The 14,820-nt window shown below is 66.5% G+C and carries 18 protein-coding genes; 8 read left to right on the top strand and 10 right to left on the bottom strand.

Features of this window, described 5'->3' with window-relative positions; translation table 11 throughout:
• Window positions 1–79: 79 nt before the first annotated feature.
• The 6 genes from yciH (at window position 80) to Q0964_RS13465 (ending at window position 5,869) form a co-directional block, all read left to right on the top strand.
• Window positions 80–373 (top strand): stress response translation initiation inhibitor YciH, encoded by a 294-nt coding sequence (gene yciH / locus Q0964_RS13490; RefSeq protein ID WP_299268541.1) that lies wholly within the window; start codon window positions 80–82, stop codon window positions 371–373.
• A gap of 224 nt (window positions 374–597) precedes the next feature.
• Window positions 598–2,136 (top strand): COG1361 family protein, encoded by a 1,539-nt coding sequence (locus Q0964_RS13485; RefSeq protein ID WP_299268539.1) that lies wholly within the window; start codon window positions 598–600, stop codon window positions 2,134–2,136.
• Window positions 2,137–2,138: 2 nt separating this feature from the next.
• A complete protein-coding gene (locus Q0964_RS13480; RefSeq protein ID WP_299268536.1) occupies window positions 2,139–2,804 on the top strand; it encodes an ABC transporter ATP-binding protein in 666 nt (221 codons plus the stop codon).
• A 6-nt stretch (window positions 2,805–2,810) separates the two neighbouring features.
• Entirely contained in the window at window positions 2,811–4,004 is a 1,194-nt protein-coding gene (locus Q0964_RS13475; RefSeq protein ID WP_299268533.1) for an ABC transporter permease, read from the top strand.
• A 76-nt stretch (window positions 4,005–4,080) separates the two neighbouring features.
• Window positions 4,081–4,317 carry a hypothetical protein gene (locus Q0964_RS13470; RefSeq protein ID WP_299268530.1) on the top strand — a complete coding sequence of 79 codons (237 nt, stop codon included), beginning with the start codon at window positions 4,081–4,083 and terminating at the stop codon, window positions 4,315–4,317.
• 58 nt (window positions 4,318–4,375) lie between these two features.
• On the top strand, window positions 4,376–5,869 hold the full coding sequence (locus Q0964_RS13465; protein WP_299268526.1) for a carboxypeptidase-like regulatory domain-containing protein: 1,494 nt from the start codon (window positions 4,376–4,378) through the stop codon (window positions 5,867–5,869).
• On the opposite strand, the gene Q0964_RS13460 is transcribed toward Q0964_RS13465, so the two are convergent.
• The 6 genes from Q0964_RS13460 to engB all read right to left on the bottom strand — a co-directional run bounded on the left by Q0964_RS13460 (window position 5,866) and on the right by engB (window position 9,320).
• Window positions 5,866–6,549: an NUDIX hydrolase gene (locus tag Q0964_RS13460; RefSeq protein ID WP_299268523.1), complete on the bottom strand. Its 684-nt coding sequence runs from the start codon at window positions 6,547–6,549 to the stop codon at window positions 5,866–5,868. The two genes, Q0964_RS13465 and Q0964_RS13460, sit on opposite strands and share 4 nt — an antisense overlap.
• Entirely contained in the window at window positions 6,546–6,968 is a 423-nt protein-coding gene (locus tag Q0964_RS13455) for a hypothetical protein (protein ID WP_299268520.1), read from the bottom strand. Before Q0964_RS13455 ends, Q0964_RS13460 begins: the two co-directional genes overlap by 4 nt.
• 48 nt (window positions 6,969–7,016) lie before the next feature.
• The gene (locus Q0964_RS13450; protein ID WP_299268517.1) at window positions 7,017–7,442 is read right to left on the bottom strand and encodes a DUF5809 family protein; all 426 of its coding nucleotides are present in this window, start codon (window positions 7,440–7,442) and stop codon (window positions 7,017–7,019) included.
• Between the two features lie 24 nt (window positions 7,443–7,466).
• Window positions 7,467–7,901: a DUF5810 domain-containing protein gene (locus tag Q0964_RS13445; RefSeq protein WP_299268515.1), complete on the bottom strand. Its 435-nt coding sequence runs from the start codon at window positions 7,899–7,901 to the stop codon at window positions 7,467–7,469.
• Window positions 7,902–7,932: 31 nt separating this feature from the next.
• Window positions 7,933–8,406 carry a ribosomal protein S18-alanine N-acetyltransferase gene (rimI, locus tag Q0964_RS13440; RefSeq protein ID WP_299268513.1) on the bottom strand — a complete coding sequence of 158 codons (474 nt, stop codon included), beginning with the start codon at window positions 8,404–8,406 and terminating at the stop codon, window positions 7,933–7,935.
• 296 nt (window positions 8,407–8,702) lie between these two features.
• Window positions 8,703–9,320 (bottom strand): GTP-binding protein EngB, encoded by a 618-nt coding sequence (gene engB, locus Q0964_RS13435; protein ID WP_299268511.1) that lies wholly within the window; start codon window positions 9,318–9,320, stop codon window positions 8,703–8,705.
• 105 nt (window positions 9,321–9,425) lie between these two features.
• On the opposite strand from engB, the gene Q0964_RS13430 reads away from it, so the two are divergent.
• Complete coding sequence (locus Q0964_RS13430; protein ID WP_299268509.1) at window positions 9,426–10,721, top strand: TIGR00341 family protein; 1,296 nt, start codon at window positions 9,426–9,428, stop codon at window positions 10,719–10,721.
• Between the two features lies 1 nt (window position 10,722).
• Here Q0964_RS13430 and Q0964_RS13425 read toward each other — a convergent pair whose 3' ends face one another.
• A complete protein-coding gene (locus Q0964_RS13425) occupies window positions 10,723–11,685 on the bottom strand; it encodes an NOG1 family protein (RefSeq protein ID WP_299268666.1) in 963 nt (320 codons plus the stop codon).
• A 196-nt stretch (window positions 11,686–11,881) separates the two neighbouring features.
• Between Q0964_RS13425 and Q0964_RS13420 the strand changes: the two genes are divergently transcribed.
• A complete protein-coding gene (locus Q0964_RS13420; protein WP_299268506.1) occupies window positions 11,882–13,309 on the top strand; it encodes a sensor histidine kinase in 1,428 nt (475 codons plus the stop codon).
• Window positions 13,310–13,328: 19 nt separating this feature from the next.
• On the opposite strand, the gene hisE is transcribed toward Q0964_RS13420, so the two are convergent.
• The 3 genes from hisE to pdxT form a co-directional block, all read right to left on the bottom strand.
• Entirely contained in the window at window positions 13,329–13,622 is a 294-nt protein-coding gene (hisE, locus tag Q0964_RS13415; protein WP_299268503.1) for a phosphoribosyl-ATP diphosphatase, read from the bottom strand.
• A 22-nt stretch (window positions 13,623–13,644) separates the two neighbouring features.
• On the bottom strand, window positions 13,645–14,091 hold the full coding sequence (locus Q0964_RS13410) for a bifunctional nuclease family protein (RefSeq protein ID WP_299268500.1): 447 nt from the start codon (window positions 14,089–14,091) through the stop codon (window positions 13,645–13,647).
• 63 nt (window positions 14,092–14,154) lie between these two features.
• Window positions 14,155–14,739, bottom strand: coding sequence for a pyridoxal 5'-phosphate synthase glutaminase subunit PdxT (pdxT, locus tag Q0964_RS13405; protein ID WP_299268498.1), 585 nt, complete (start codon window positions 14,737–14,739; stop codon window positions 14,155–14,157).
• Between the last annotated feature and the right edge of the window lie 81 nt (window positions 14,740–14,820).

Raw genomic sequence — 14,820 nt, 5'->3', positions numbered from 1 at the left:
CGCCCAGAACGGCTTCAGAGGGATGCTTTCGTGGGTCCCGAAGATGTTTAATACGTCGGTTTCGTAAGCCTGATTTGTAATGTCGGAAGTCTGCTCGACGTGCGGGCTGCCCGAGGAGCTCTGCGTCTGCGAGGACGTCGCCAAAGAGTCCCAGGAAATCAGCATCCGCATCGACGAGCGCCGATACGGAAAAGAGGTAACGGTCATCGAAGGGTTCGATCCCAGCGACGTGGACATGGACAGTCTGTCTTCGGACTTGAAATCGAAGTTCGCCTGTGGCGGCACCGTCGAAGACGGCTCCATCGAGCTCCAGGGCAACCACACAGGACGCGTCGAGGATTTCCTCCGCGACAAGGGATTCAACGTGGCGTAACGCCGGACCCATTCTGACCGAGGTTCAGGCGGACCGAGAGCTGTTATCGGGTCTTTCTCCGACTGGCGTACCCGACAGCAACGGCGTTCCAGCCCGAGCACCTGGAAGATACGCCGAATTTCGAGACAATATTAACAACGCTTTTGTCCGGAAAGAATCAACGTCCGAATACGCGCATACGGGGGGATGCAGACGGAATGGTAAACGGGGGACACACACTGGCGGTGCTGGTATTCACAGGCCTGCTCGTAGTGGCAGGCACATCGGTCGTCGCGGGCGGCGCGCCGGCCGCGACACAACCGGACAGCGACGTGCCGGACGCCCGTCTCGTCGTCGAGGACGTGTCGGTCACACCGGAGACGCCGCTGGTCGGGTCGCCGGTCACGGTCAGCGTCTCGGTCAGCAACTCTCGGGGGAGCACGTCGGCAGCCAGAATCGACCGGGTCGAACTCCAGTACCGGAACGGAGAGTCACTGGTCGAGGCCTCGGACGTGGGCTCACTCTCGGCCGGCGACGACCTCGACCTGCCGCTGACGGCGACGTTCGACGAACCGGGGCTGAAGAACGTCGAGGTGGTCGTCGCGGGGACCGACAGTGACGGCGACGAGGTCCGCATCGCCCGGCCAGTGAGTCTGGTCGTCGAGCAGACCGAGCCCATCGTAGAGCTCGACGTGGCGAAGCCGACCGCCGGCGTCCGGACCAACGCGACGGTGACGGTGTCGAACCCGACGCAGGGGTCGATCAGAGACGTCGTCGCAACGGTCGCGTCCGGCGGCTTCGAGCGACTCACCGAGAAGTCGGCGGTCGCCGAACTCGCCGCCGGCGAGTCGACGAGACTCGACGTGGGCGTCAGGCCCCAGCGGGCCGGCGACCAGCGGTTCTCCGTCGACGTATCCTACACGACGGGTGCCGGTGTCCAGCGGTCGAAACGCGTCGGGCGCGACGTCTCGGTCTCACCGCTGGTGACCGACGTGGGCGTCCAGGTCACACAGCTCGTCGGCCCGCCGCCCGGCCAACAGGCACAGGACACGCTCGCGTCGCTCGTGGGCGGGTCCGGGTCCGAATCAGAGGACGAGCAGGGGCCCAGGCCGCCACGAGCACAGGTCCGCGTGACGAACTTCGGGAACGCACCGGTCAAAGACGTCGTGGTCGTTCCGAACGCCTCGGACGCGATGCTGGCCCGCGAGCCCGTCGCGACGACGCTCTCGGTCGGCGAGAGTCGGGCCGTGACCGTAGACCTCTCCACCCTGTCGGGACCCGCAGACCTGAACGTCGCCGTCGACTACCGGGTCGGCACCGAGTCCGGAACCCAGCGGACGACGCTTCCTTACCGGCCCGACCGGGGCCGGATCCGGCTCACTGGGATCAACGTCACTCAGACCGACGAGCGCACCGTCACAGTGTCGGGCAACGCCGGTAACATCGGGACGGGCGCCATCTCGGGGCTCGTCGTGGAGGCCGGCGACGGGTCCGGCGTCGCTCCTGCCGACCAGAAGGGGCGGTACTTCGTCGGCCCCATCGAGTCGGGCCAGTTCACGCCGTTCGAGGTGCAACTGACCGTCACCGACGAGAACCAGACGACAGTCCCCCTGAACCTGACCTACAGGGTCGACGACCAGCAACGGACCAGGACCGTCCGGCTCGGGTTCAACGAGCGTCTCCTCAATGCGAGCGAGGAGTCGACGGGTGGTGGCTCTGGCTTCCTGCTGGTCGGCCTGCTCGTCGTCACGTTCGCGCTGGTCGGCATCTACGTCATCAGGTAACCATGGCGGCAACGATACCTCTGGAGTTGGAAGCCGCGACCAAACGCTACGAGGGGGCGAACAGGGCAGTGACGGCACTCGACGGTGTCGACTTTCGGGTCGGCTCCGGGGAGTTCGTCTGTCTGTTCGGCCCCAGCGGGAGCGGTAAGAGCACACTGCTCAATGTTCTCGGGCTGCTCGACTCGCTGACCGACGGCACCCTGTGGCTCGAAGGGAAAGACGTGACGGCGCTGTCGGTCGAGGAACGCACCGAAGTCCGCCGGGAGTATCTGGGATTTATTTTTCAGGACTACCACCTCGTCCCGACGCTGACAGCCGTCGAGAACGTCGAACTCCCGACGGTGTTCGACGGCCGTGGCGAGCGCGAGCGGGCCGAGGAGCTGCTCGACCGGGTGGGACTCGGTGACCGACGCGGTCACAAGCCGCCCGAACTCTCCGGCGGGCAGTGCCAGCGGGTCGCTATCGCCCGCTCGCTGATCAACCGACCGTCGGTCCTGCTGGCCGACGAACCGACCGGCAATCTCGACCGCGACACTGGAACGGTCATCCTCGACGAGTTCCAGCGGATTACCGAGGAGGGGGTCAGCGTCGTCGTCGTCACGCACGACCAGTTGGTCAGTGACTACGCCGACCGACGGTTCGACCTCGTCGACGGGGACCTGGGGTGAGCACGCGTGGGTGTCCTCCCTGCTCACCGACTGCCGGTCGTCCGAATCGCCGTCCGGAACCTCGGCCGCAACCGGTTGCGGACCGGGCTGGCAGCGCTGGGTATCGTCATCGGTGTGATGGCCATCGCGACGCTGGGTATCCTGGGTACCGTCTTACAGCTGTCTGCCACGAGCGCGTTCGGCGGCGTCGGGACGCAGGTCGTCGTCACGCCGGGCGGGAGCGGGGGTGCTGGCGACGGGAGTTCACTCGACTCGCTCAGTGCGGTCACCGGCGGCGGTGACACGGAAGGGTTCTCGCCCCGGGACGTGCAACGGATCAGGCGCATCGGCGAGAAACACGGAACGGTGGTTCCGATGGTCACCGCCGCCGGCACGGTCAGCCGCGGCCAGAGCGAGCAGATCGGCGTCCTCGCAGGGACGGACAACCCGCAGGCGCTGTTCTCGGCGTCGGACGGTCGCATCCCACGGAACCACCGGCAGGGCGCACTCGTCGGACACGACCTGGCCGAGAACCTCGGACTCCGGGTCGGCAGTACCGTCGAAATCGACGGGAACAGCTACCGCGTCCTCGCGCTTCTCGAAGAGGGGAGCCAGTTCCTGCCTATCGCGACGGGGAACGCACTCGTGTTGCCCGAAGGGGAGTTCACCGAGCCATACAGCCAGATTATCGTCCGGACGGAGTCTCAGGAGCAGGCCGCGGCGGTCGCGGGCGAACTGCGCTCCGCGTTCGACGGCCGCGGGAACCGTATTACGGTCGTCGAACTGTCCTCGCTGCTGGACCAGATTCGGGAGTACTTCGGGCTGCTCAACGCCGTCTTGCTCGCCATCGGGTCGATCTCGCTGGTCGTCGCGGGCGTCAGCATCGTCAACGTCATGCTGATGAGCACGAGCGAGCGCAGCGAGGAACTCGGTATGCTTCGGGCGGTCGGCGTCGGACGGACCACCGTTATGCGGATGGTCGTCGCCGAAGCGTTGCTGTTGGGTGTCCTCGGCGGACTCGCGGGTGCGATGTTGAGCCTGCTGGCGGGTGTCGGCCTCTCGGTCGTGACACCCGTCAGTCTGGAACTGGTCTTGCACCCGCGCAACGTGGCCTTCCTGTTGCTCGCGTTCTGTTTCGGCGTCGGGACGAGCCTCCTCAGCGGTCTCTACCCCGCCTGGAAGACGGCCAACCGGCGGCCGGTCGAGGCACTGAACGGATAGGTTCTAGAAACTCACAGTTAATTCAAGATAAGCGCTATAGTAAAGTTAATAACGCGGATAGACCTTCCACCTAGCGATGAAAGGGGGATGCTCTTTCAGGTGGGGAATCGGCAGTGCAATCACGGCGTGTCTGTTGTTGTGGGTAGCCACCAGTCCGGCGGTGGCGGCACCGGTCGGCACGCTCCAGTTTGGCGGCCTGCTGGGTGGTGACTTCGCCAACCAGCTCGAGGGCCTCGTCAGTACGCTCGACCAGTTCGCGCAGTTGCTCGACCTGCTGGTGACCTTGCTGCAGAACGGCATCGGCGGGCTGTAACTGCTTCCGGGCCGGTCGCTTCAGGCTCGCGACCGAGCACGGCCCAGACTGACAACCGATGGCATCGTTCCGAATCTACGGCGAGGGACCGACGCTCGCGTATCCGTCCAGTGCCGACGCGGCCTTCGTCGACGCGACGGTGAAGTCGCTGCTCGACGGTGACCGGACGACCGCCGTCGTCGTCGACCGAGCGCGGGTCCTGTATCTATTCCTCGGCCGCGACCCGACCGGCGAGCGCGGCGGTTGGCGGCGATACGTCGCCGAGTACGTGGCCGACGGCGACGACACACCGGCCGCCTCGCTGGCTGCGCTAGAGCGCGAACTCACGAAACTCCGGCTCGAGGGGTGGGGGTGGGAGTGTCATCCTCGGGACGAGGCGTGGCTCGACACGCTCGGTCGCGCGACCGCCGCGTCCCGGTCCGGCACGCAGGTGTCCCTGCTCGCACGACTCGCGGACGGCGGCGAGCCACCCCTGTCGTTCGGGATGGAGACGGCCGACCGGGCGGTCGGTGTCGCGACGGCAGTGGCTCGAACGGGTGCAAGCGTCGCCATCGTCGACGGCGACGGCAGGCCACTGACCAGCGCCGACGTCGTCCTCCGGCCCGGGCACGACGACGACTTCGCCCCGCTGTGTGAGCGGAGCAAAAAGCTGTGGGAGTGGAAGCGCGACGACGCGCCGTCGGGCGGGTCGGAGCCCGACACCCTCGGGCGGTCCGGAGGGGTGGGTGAGCGAACGCCCGCACCCGCAGTCGACGCTGGCGAGGCCGGGAGTGACGACACCGAGGCGGCGGTCGCGACCGACGGCGGGCTCGCGGCCGTCCTCGGCCGCGCGACTGACGGGCGGCCCCGCCCGTCAATCACGGTCCCGAATGGGCTGACTGCGACGGTACTGGCGCTGGCGGTGGTCGTGGTCGCCGGGCTGGCCGTGGCGACCACGGCGGTGGTCGGAGCCGGCCCGTTCGCCACCGACACAGGGGGGTCCTTCGACGGTGGAGGGGGCCCCGGCCCGGCCGCCGCGACGGGGACACCTACAACCACGGGCTCCGTCGTCACGCTCTCGGCGTCGGTCACGGGAACGACCGTCGCGGTCCGAGGCTGGGGCGCGAGCGGCGGCCTGACGGTACGGCTCGTGGACGACACCGGTGAGACAGTCGCCAATCGACGTGTCGAGGCCGGCGCCGACGGGTTCCGGGTGGAGTTCGCGGCGCCCGAATCGGGGTCGTACCGCGTGGTGGCGCGGAGCGACGGGACGGCGGTCGAGGAGGACGTGCGAGTCAAAGCCGGGGCCGACGACGCGGCGTTCGGGCTGGAGACGCCCGGACGTGACACGACGATCCAGTCGGGGACACTCCGGGTCGACGGCCGGAGTCCGACCGAGTCCGTCACGGTCCGGGTCACCGACGCGACGGGGACGCGAGTCCTACGGACGAACACCTCGGTGTCCGGCGGCGAGTTTCAGACGTGGATCACCGGTCTTCAGGACGGGCAGTACACCCTGACAGTGACGGCCGCAGGCGAGCGGCGCGTGACCCGGTCGGTCGTGTTCGATTAGAGCACGTCCTCGGCCTGTGCCAGCAGGACTCCCTCGATAGTGGCGTCGTTCGCTGGCTCTCGCCGGGCCACAGCGAGCGCCTCGTCGACCGGCACGGTCGTGACGCTGAGGAACTCGTTGTCGTCGAGGTCGGCCTCGACCGGTTCCAGTCCCTCTGCGAAGACGATACCCCGGCGGTGCCGGAGGATACCGGTCGAGCACCAGAACTCCTCCAGCAGGGAGACGCCGGCGGCGTCGAAACCGGTCTCCTCGCGGAGTTCCCGTCGACCGGCGTCGGTGTAGCTCTCGCCGTCCTCGACGATACCGGCGGGGAGTTCGAGACACTGCTCACGGATCGTCGGTCGGTACTGGTCGACCATGACGAGGTGGTCGACGCCGTCCTCGGCGTCGGCACCGGTCCCACCTCCCGGGCCACGCCGCGCTCCGTCCGATGCGTCCGCGGCCACGCTGGGCACGTCCGCGCCGTCGACGACCGCCACGACGACAGCGGCGGCAGGCAGGTCGGCCCAGTAGTAGCGTTTCTCGGAGCCGTCCGGCTGTCCCACGAGGTCGTAGCCGCCAGTGTACCAGCCGGTCTCGTACTCGGCGTCGGACTCCTGGACGGGCCAGTCGAACTCTTCGGGGCCTCGGACGGGGCGACTATCGGGGTCGAACCGTCGGATGGTCGGATCGTTGGTCATGGGTCTTGTGTCACCTCCAGGGTGTAAACGGTGCCGTTCTGGCGGACGAAGACGGCCGTCTCGGTCGTCGCGGACCGGTTGCGCTGTCTGATCGCGTTAAATTCGTCGAACGGTGAGTGGCTGAACGCGCCTTTCACGCCGACGGGGCCCTTCCAGTAGGGGTCTGAGCGAGCCGTGGCGTTTGCGACCCCGCTCCCGGCCGCGTCGGTCGCGTTCGCCAGCGCGGCCGCCGCGTAGGGGTAGCGGTTGGACGCGAGCGTGTCGGCCGGGATGGCAGTCCGGTTGTCCGTGTCCGTGGCCGTCGCCGTCATGTAGTACGGATCGCCACTTTTCAGATAACCCGGGAGAGCACCGAGCGCCAGCAACAGGACGATTGCGACGAGGACGGCGACGGTGACTCGGCGCGTGATCTGTCGCATACCCACCACTCGGTGTGCTGCGGAAAAACGATAGCGGAACTGACTCGGTTACCTGTCGGTCACAACCTCGCGGTAGACGCTGCCGAAGGCTTGGCGGCGAAGCGTTCCCACGGCTGCCTCAGTCCGTTCCTGGAAGGTGGCGGCGACGACGGTCTCGGCGAAGGGGACCGGGTGCCAGACAACGCGGTCGACGTTCTCGCTCCCGATTGTCTCCTGCGCGTAGTCGGGATGGTCGTCACACCACGTCTCGAACTCCTCGGCAGAGCCGACCGTGACTTCGAGCATCGAGGCGAAGATTGCCTCGTGAGCGGTCGCGACGACCGAGTTCGTCACCCGCTCGTCGTACTCTTCGCTGTCGAAATTCATGGCCTTTGCGGCCCCGCGAACGCTGTTCTGAGCGGCCGGGCCGACGGCCGTGTACAACTCGCCTGCGGCCGTCGCCGTCTCGGGCGCGAACACTCCTTCTGTGTGCATATCAGGAGCCTCGGGTCGCTCCGGTTACTCGGTTTCGGAGTCGGCCGGGTCCTCGGCTTCGGCGTCGGCCGAGTCGCGACCCCGCATTTGCCGGGTCATCTCGCGGGCCTCCTCCAGAACCGACTCGTCGGCGGTGTCGAGGTCGCTCAGGTCCCGTGCACGCTCGCGGCCACGCTCGATGGCGCGTGCCTTGTCGTCGAACAGGGCGCCGGAGCGCTCGTGGTCGTGGTCGTGGTCGTCGACAGTGTCCTCGAAGACCTGCGGATAGTCGGTTTCCTCGGCGAGTTCGGTGACGGTCGCAGCAAGCGCGTCGGCGTCGACCTGGTCCCAGTCGGGCGCGTGTTCATCGAGCCAGGCCTCGTGGTCGTCGTCGCCCAGCAAGGCGGTGAACGCGAGGTGATTCGCCAGGTGTTCGGCGTCGGCCTGTGGGTCCTCACACACCGGGCAGGCGTATCCCATGCCTCATCGTACGCGTCTGGACGGATAGGTTTTACAGGTCGACGACCATGACCAGAGCGTTCTCGCCGTCGTCGTAGTAGCGGGGAACCGTTCGCTGGTGGCGGAACCCGAAGGACTCGTAGAGACGCCGGGCCCGCTCGTTGCCCTCGCGCACTTCGAGTTTCACTTCGGCGACGCCCGCTGTGCGCATGACACCCAGTGCCCGTTGGAGCAGGGTTGAGCCGACGCCCTGGCCCCGCTGGTCGGGATGTACCGCCAGGTCCTTGACGTGGCCCAGCGGCCGCCCGTGGTTGGGAACCGAGTCGGCGACGATGTATCCCACGACGCCGGCCCCGAACTCCGCGACGAGAAAGGTCGGTTTCTCGACGTACCGCTGGAACGCGGCGAACGGCCACGGCTGCGGAAACGACGCCTTCTCGATACGATACACCGCGAGCAGATCCGCCTTGACCGCCTCCCGGACGGTCGGCGCAGGCGCATCGGATTCGGATGCCGGCGTGGTCACGTGCGTACCTTTGGAGCGGGCCCACTAAGCCCTTTCACCGCTTTTATCTCCCACGGCGTCCCGCTCCAGCGACAGTGCCAGCCAGCTATTTGTAGAGTCGTCAGTCGCAAGATTCATTAGTATGAGGCGTGTAAATTGGATTGCACCCAATTTTCGGGTGCCACCCCCCAACATCCCCCCCTCTACCCCCGTTTTCTACTGTACCACCGGAGCGGCGCTCTCGGCCGCACAGCGACGACCAGTACCGTTTCCCGACCACCACACCACAGTTGTTACATCTCGTAACCAACCGGGAGTCAGAAGAAGGTGAACAGGTCGTCGCGTCGCTGCTCGTGGAGGTGGTGGCGGACGGCTTCGGTCATGGGGTCGATGGACCCACGTTTGGCGGTGACCGGGGCGATAGTCTCCTGCCACTGCTTCCAAGGCGGGAGCAGGCCGAGTCGGTCACACAGGTCGTCCAGGCGCTCGTCACGGTCGTCGACCTTGTCCATCTTGTTGACCGCGACGACGACCGGGATACCCATCTCGCGCAGGAAGTGGAACATCTCAACGTCGTGTGGAATCTCGTCGGGCCCGGAGTGGCGGTCGATGATGTCGATCACCGCTTTGCCGTCGACTACCAGCACCGCCACGAGAATCTGCTCGGCGTAGCTCTCGAGGTACGCGACAATGTCGTCTTTGATCTCCTCGCGCACTTCGTCGGGGACGCCGTTCATAAATCCGAACCCGGGGAGGTCAGTGAGGACGAAGTCCGCTGCGTTCCAGTCGTAGTGGTTGGGCTGGCGGGTAACACCCGGCCGCTGGCCCGTGTCGAACGTATGGCCGGTTAGCTCGCGCATCAGCGTCGACTTGCCGACATTCGAGCGTCCCGCAAGGACGACCTCTGCGCTGCGGTCCGGCCGCGAATCGAACATGTGAGCGGGTAGACGACTGGGCCGGATAAGCGCCGGCATTTCGGCCCACGCGAGCGACGCGTGGCGGCCCGTCACGTATTTGTCGCCGCCGTGTGAGTGTGGGGTGTGCGACTTCTCCAGGTGACTGTCCCGACCGGAAAACGCGAGACGGTCCTCGATTCCTTAGACGAGGAGGGCGTCGACTACGTCGTCACCGACGAGACCAGCGGCCGCGAGTTCACCGCCATCGTCTACGCACCGCTGCCGAACCCCGCGGTCGAGCCCGTTCTCGAGCAACTCCGGGACGCGGGTATCGACGACCAGGCCTACACCGTCGTCGTCGAGGCCAGTGCCGTCGTCTCCCAGCGGTTCGACGAACTGGAGGAACGGTACGCCGAACGGGAGGCAGTCGACGAAGACCGCATCGCCCGCGAGGAGCTATTGGGTCATGCAGAGGACCTCGCACCGACGTTGCGGACCTACACCACGATGACGGTCATCAGCGCTATCATCGCCACCGCCGGCCTGTTGCTCGACTCGCCGGCAGTCGTCGTCGGCTCGATGGTCATCGCGCCCCTGATCGGCCCGGCGATGGCCGCCAGCGTCGGGACGGTACTGGGCGAAGACGAACTGTTCGTCCGTGGCGTCAAACTGCAGGTACTCGGCATGTCGCTGGCGGTCGTCAGCGCCGCCGCATTCGCCGTCTTCGTCCGGTACTCGAATCTCGTCCCGCCGGGCATCGACGTGACGCAGGTGCCCGAGATTCGCGAACGACTGACCCCGGACTTCCTCTCGCTGGCGGTCGCGCTCGGTGCCGGTGTCGCCGGCGCGCTCTCGCTATCGTCGGGTGTCTCGGCGGCCATCGTCGGCGTCATGATCGCGGTTGCCCTGATTCCGCCGGCAGCCACGGTCGGCATCGGCCTCGCCTGGGGGCTCCCGATGGTCGGTATCGGCTCGGGTGTGCTGGCCCTGGTCAACTGGCTCTCGATCAACGTCGCCGCCATCGCCGTCCTCTGGTCCAGCGGTTACCGGCCACAGCAGTGGTTTCAGTTCGACGACGCCCGGAGTGCGGTCCTGAAACGCGTGGCCACCCTCGCCGTCGCCGTCGCGGTCCTCTCAGTGTTCCTGGGCGGGGTCACTTACAATTCGTTCCAGAATGGCGTTAGCGACCGGGACATCCGCGAGGGTGTCGACGGTGCCGTCGCAGAGAGCGAGCGCGCAACAGTACTCGACACCGAGGTACAGTACACCGATGGCATCCTGTTGAGCCAGTCAGAGCGCGTTGTCGTGACCGTCGGCGTCCCGCCCGGGGACGACAGATCGGTAACCGGCCTCAGCGTAGAAATCGACGCCGCTGTCGACCGCGCGTCCGGCCACGACGTAGAGACGCAGGTCCGCTACGTCACCATCGAGGACGTCTGAGCTACTCGTCGTAGAGCAGTTCCGGTTCGTACCCGACGGCCTCGACGGCCGCCCCGAGCGTCGCGTCGACGTTCTCGCCCTCGGTGATGCTCATGTAGCGGTCCGCGTCGACGTCGGTCGAGCGGTCGCTCTTGTTACACACCGTGAGAACGGGTACGTCAGTGAACCGCCCGGCCAGCGCGTCCCTGAGTTCCAGCTGGACGCCGATGGGATAGCCACACTCGCCGCTGGCGTCGACCATTACCAACACGGCGTCGGCGAGGTGTTCCAGCGCGCTAACGGCCTGCGATTCGATCTGGTTGCGGTCTTCCGGGGGCCGGTCGAGCAGCCCGGGGGTATCGACCAGCTGATATCTGATGTGGTCGCGCTCGATGTGGCCCAGTCTGATCTCTGTCGTCGTGAACGGGTACGTCGCCGTCTCGTTGCTGGCGTTCGTGACCCGGTTGACGAACGAGGACTTCCCGACGTTAGGGTAGCCGGCGACGACGATGGTCGGCTCGTCAGGCCTGATGTCCGGTAGGTCCCGCAGCGTGTTGCGGGCCTCGTTGACGGCCAGCAGGTCGTCCTCCACCTCCTCGACCACGTCGGCTATCCGGGCGAAGGCCTGTTTACGGAGCTTCTTGGCCCCGTCGGCGTCGACGTTGCGGAAGCGGCCCTGGTACTCGTCGCGGATGTCACTGGCCTTCCGGCTGGCCCAGGTAATTTCCGAGAGGTGCTGTCGCAGGTCGTCGACGCCGACGAGAGCGTCGATCAACTCCCGGTAGAACGGGTCGAGGTCGTCGATGTCGGGCCACGCGGTAACGACGTTCTCGAGGTTGTCCGAGACGACGTTCGCGGCGGTCTGGAGCATCGACTGCTGGGCCTCGAACCCGGATTTGGCCCGGCCTGCGCGGGCCGCCCGGGAGAACGCCTGGTCGATGAGCTCCTCCGACGTGGGCGTCGTCGGGAGGTCCTCGAGAATCATCTTGAGGTTCGTAGACGAGTCGTGCATAAAAACGCGTCCTTTGACACGCACCCGACCAGCCGGCCGTGCCGTTCCGATCAGATAAAAAACGACACCCTGACTACAAAATCTCTATATACTCGCGGGCTCGGTTGGCTTCTGAGCGTGGTCTAAATAATTGTAAATCTATACATGTGGGGAATGCGTGCAATAACCAATGGTTGAGGGGAGTGGCCCACCGACGGTGCTGGTCGCACCCGAACCGGATCCGAACGCGCTGCGTGACGAACTGGTCGAGACGACCGAGGTGTCGTCGGTGGAGGCAGTCGAACACGGCGCGGCGGCCTTGGAGGTGCTGGAGGACAGGCCCGTCGGTGCCGTGCTGAGTGCTGCCGACCTCGCGGATATGGGTGGTGTCGACCTTCTCCAGCAGGCGCGCCACAAGCGGCCGACAGTCCCGTTCGTGCTGTTCTCCCGTGACGGCGACGAACGCCTCGTCAGCGAGGCCCTCTCGGTCGGCGTGACCGAGTACGTTCCCGTCGAATCGAGCCCGGACGCGGACGTTCTGGCCGACCGGTTGACCGACGCACTCGCCCGCGTCCGCCCGGACCTGACCGGCAAAGAAGGGCCGGCCGGCCGATTCGAGCAACTCGTCGCGTTCTCGACGGATATACTCACCATCCACCGGCGGGACGGGGTGGTCCGCTACGTCAACCCGATCATCGAGGACATCATGGGCTACCCCCCGTCGGAGTTCGTCGGTCACAATCCGATCGACCGCGTCCACCCCGACGACCGGGACGACGTGCTGGATTTTTTCACCCACCCAGGGGCCTGGCTTGGCGAGCAACGAGAGGTCACCTACCGGATGCAGACCGTGGCCGGTGCGTGGCGGACCCTGGAATCGGTTGGCCACAACCGCCTCGAAGACCCCGCGCTGGCCGGCGTAGTCGTCAACTCCCGAGACGTGACCGAACGTCAACAGTACCAGCGGGAACTCGAGCGACAGAACGAGCGGCTGGAGAAGTTCGCGAGCGTCGTCTCACACGACCTCCGGAACCCGCTCCAGGTGGTGCGCGCCCGCGTCGCGGCCGCGCGGGCCGAGACCGAGAGTGCCCATCACGACCACATCGAGGAGGCCGTCGGCCGGATGGAGAACCTGATCGACGACGTACTCACGTTGGCCCGGGACGGGCAGGTCATCGGTGACCTTGACGAGACGGACCTCGACGACTGTGCCCGCGCCGCGTGGGGCCGTATCGAGGCCCAGGAGGCCACACTGGTGTGTCAGACCGACTGTGCAATCGAAGCCGACGGCGACCGGTTGGTCGAGCTGCTCCAGAATCTCTGCGCCAACGCGGTCACCCACGCCGGTCCGGACGTGACCGTCCGACTCGGCCTGCTCGGTGACGACGACCCCCGTGGCTTCTACGTCGGAGACGACGGTCCCGGCATTCCCCCCGAAGAAAGAGACCTCGTGTTCGAGTACGGCTTCGGCACCGGCGAAGGGACGGGCATGGGGCTGGCAATCGTCGAGGAAATTGCCCAGGCTCACGGGTGGAACGTATCGCTGGCAGACGGGGCCGACGGCGCCCGGTTCGAGTTCACCGGTGTTACGGTCTACCCGAAGGGTTCCCCGGGGTGACGCCCTCACGACCCGACGACTACCGCCGGTCGCGTAATTCCGCCCGCAGGGTCGTCACGTCGATCTCGTTCATCGAGAGCAGGACGAGCAGGTGATAGACCACGTCGGCGGCCTCGTGTGTGATTTCTTCCCGGTCGTCGTCTTTCGCTGCCAAGACGAGTTCGGTCGTCTCCTCGCCGAGCTTTTCGAGAACGGCGTTCTCCCCTTTCTCGTGGGTGAACAGCGAGGCGGTGTAGGAGTCCGCTGGGAGTGTCTCTTTGCGGTCCTCGATAGTCCCGAACAGTTCGTCGATTACGGCGTCGGTGTCGTCCATGGCCGTTGTTCTCGCCCGGCGACTAAACCTCCATCACTTCACGGATGTCGTCGAGGTCGTCGAACTCGTCGGGGTCGCGCCGGCCGTCCTCGAAGACGGCCTCGGCGACCGAGAGGCCGGCATCTGTTCGGGCGGCGAGTGCCAGCGAATCGCTCGGGCGGGCATCGACTACCGCGGCGTCCCGCGGCGTCGCCAGGTGCAAATCCGCGATATAGGTCCCGTCGTCCACGTCGCTGACGACCACGCGCTCGACCCGCCCCCCAAGTTCTTCGATCAGGTCCAGCGTGAGGTCGTGGGTCAGCGGCCGTCCAATGTCCTCGGCGTCGAGTCCGCGGGCGATGCTCGCGGCCTCGTCGAAGCCGATGAATATCGGCAGCAGGTCCGATTCACCGTCGACCCCGAGCAGGACGACCGGTACCGGTCCCGTCGGCGTGCCAGCGACGCGTACGCCCTCGATGGATGCGTCCATACTCGGGCCGAAGGGGTGCGTGGGCAAAAACCCCGGTTCCCGGCTCAGAGCCGACTGTCGCGGTCAGTCCGCCCCAAAGAAAGCGAGGTCGTGGAGTCGTGCGTCGTCGGTCAGTTCCGGGTGGAACGACGTCCCGACGACCGGGCCGTCCCGCACGGCGACCGGCCGCCCGTCCCACTCGGCCAGCACCGCTGCCTCGCCGACCGACTCGATCAGCGGCGCGCGGATGAACACCGCGTGGAACGGGTCGTCGAGTCCGGCGACCGAAAGCGGTGCCTCGAAGCTGTCTTTCTGCCGGCCGAAGGCGTTGCGTTCGACGGTCGCGTCCACCAGGTCCAGCGTCTCGACGCGGTCGTCGTTGGCATCCACCGAGAGGACTATCAGCCCCGCGCACGTCGCGAGCACCGGTTTGCCCGCTTCGACGTGCGCTTGAATCTCCGGGGCGATTCCCTCGCGGCGGAGCAACCGCGAAATCGTCGTCGACTCGCCACCGGGCAACAGCAGGAGGTCACACTCCGGAACGATGCCGGACTGTCTGATCTCCCGGACCTCGGCTTCCTCACCGTGGGACGCAGCGGCCCGCTCGATTGCCACAGCGTGTTCGCTCACGTCGCCCTGCACAGCAACGACGCCTGCAGTCACAGTCATTACCCGCTGTTAGGGTCTGAGTGAAAAAACATCTCCGCTCGCTCCCGTCGCGTCGCCGGCGGGTCGTGGCTGCTGCTCGCG

The organism is Halorientalis sp. (assembly GCF_028275115.1).
In the GTDB taxonomy this organism is placed as follows: Archaea; Halobacteriota; Halobacteria; order Halobacteriales; family Haloarculaceae; genus Halorientalis.
This window is presented reverse-complemented; position numbering and strand designations above follow the sequence as displayed.

What these genes read in the sequence shown, in the direction of transcription:
- yciH (WP_299268541.1), top strand. Translation starts at nt 80, where the DNA reads ATGTCGGAAGTCTGCTCGACGTGCGGGCTGCCCGAGGAGCTCTGCGTC.
- Q0964_RS13480 (WP_299268536.1), top strand. Translation starts at nt 2,139, where the DNA reads ATGGCGGCAACGATACCTCTGGAGTTGGAAGCCGCGACCAAACGCTAC.
- Q0964_RS13470 (WP_299268530.1), top strand. Translation starts at nt 4,081, where the DNA reads ATGAAAGGGGGATGCTCTTTCAGGTGGGGAATCGGCAGTGCAATCACG.
- Q0964_RS13465 (WP_299268526.1), top strand. Translation starts at nt 4,376, where the DNA reads ATGGCATCGTTCCGAATCTACGGCGAGGGACCGACGCTCGCGTATCCG.
- Q0964_RS13460 (WP_299268523.1), bottom strand. Translation starts at nt 6,549, where the DNA reads ATGACCAACGATCCGACCATCCGACGGTTCGACCCCGATAGTCGCCCC.
- Q0964_RS13455 (WP_299268520.1), bottom strand. Translation starts at nt 6,968, where the DNA reads ATGCGACAGATCACGCGCCGAGTCACCGTCGCCGTCCTCGTCGCAATC.
- Q0964_RS13450 (WP_299268517.1), bottom strand. Translation starts at nt 7,442, where the DNA reads ATGCACACAGAAGGAGTGTTCGCGCCCGAGACGGCGACGGCCGCAGGC.
- Q0964_RS13445 (WP_299268515.1), bottom strand. Translation starts at nt 7,901, where the DNA reads ATGGGATACGCCTGCCCGGTGTGTGAGGACCCACAGGCCGACGCCGAA.
- engB (WP_299268511.1), bottom strand. Translation starts at nt 9,320, where the DNA reads ATGTTCGATTCGCGGCCGGACCGCAGCGCAGAGGTCGTCCTTGCGGGA.
- Q0964_RS13425 (WP_299268666.1), bottom strand. Translation starts at nt 11,685, where the DNA reads ATGATTCTCGAGGACCTCCCGACGACGCCCACGTCGGAGGAGCTCATC.
- Q0964_RS13420 (WP_299268506.1), top strand. Translation starts at nt 11,882, where the DNA reads ATGGTTGAGGGGAGTGGCCCACCGACGGTGCTGGTCGCACCCGAACCG.
- hisE (WP_299268503.1), bottom strand. Translation starts at nt 13,622, where the DNA reads ATGGACGACACCGACGCCGTAATCGACGAACTGTTCGGGACTATCGAG.
- Q0964_RS13410 (WP_299268500.1), bottom strand. Translation starts at nt 14,091, where the DNA reads ATGGACGCATCCATCGAGGGCGTACGCGTCGCTGGCACGCCGACGGGA.
- pdxT (WP_299268498.1), bottom strand. Translation starts at nt 14,739, where the DNA reads ATGACTGTGACTGCAGGCGTCGTTGCTGTGCAGGGCGACGTGAGCGAA.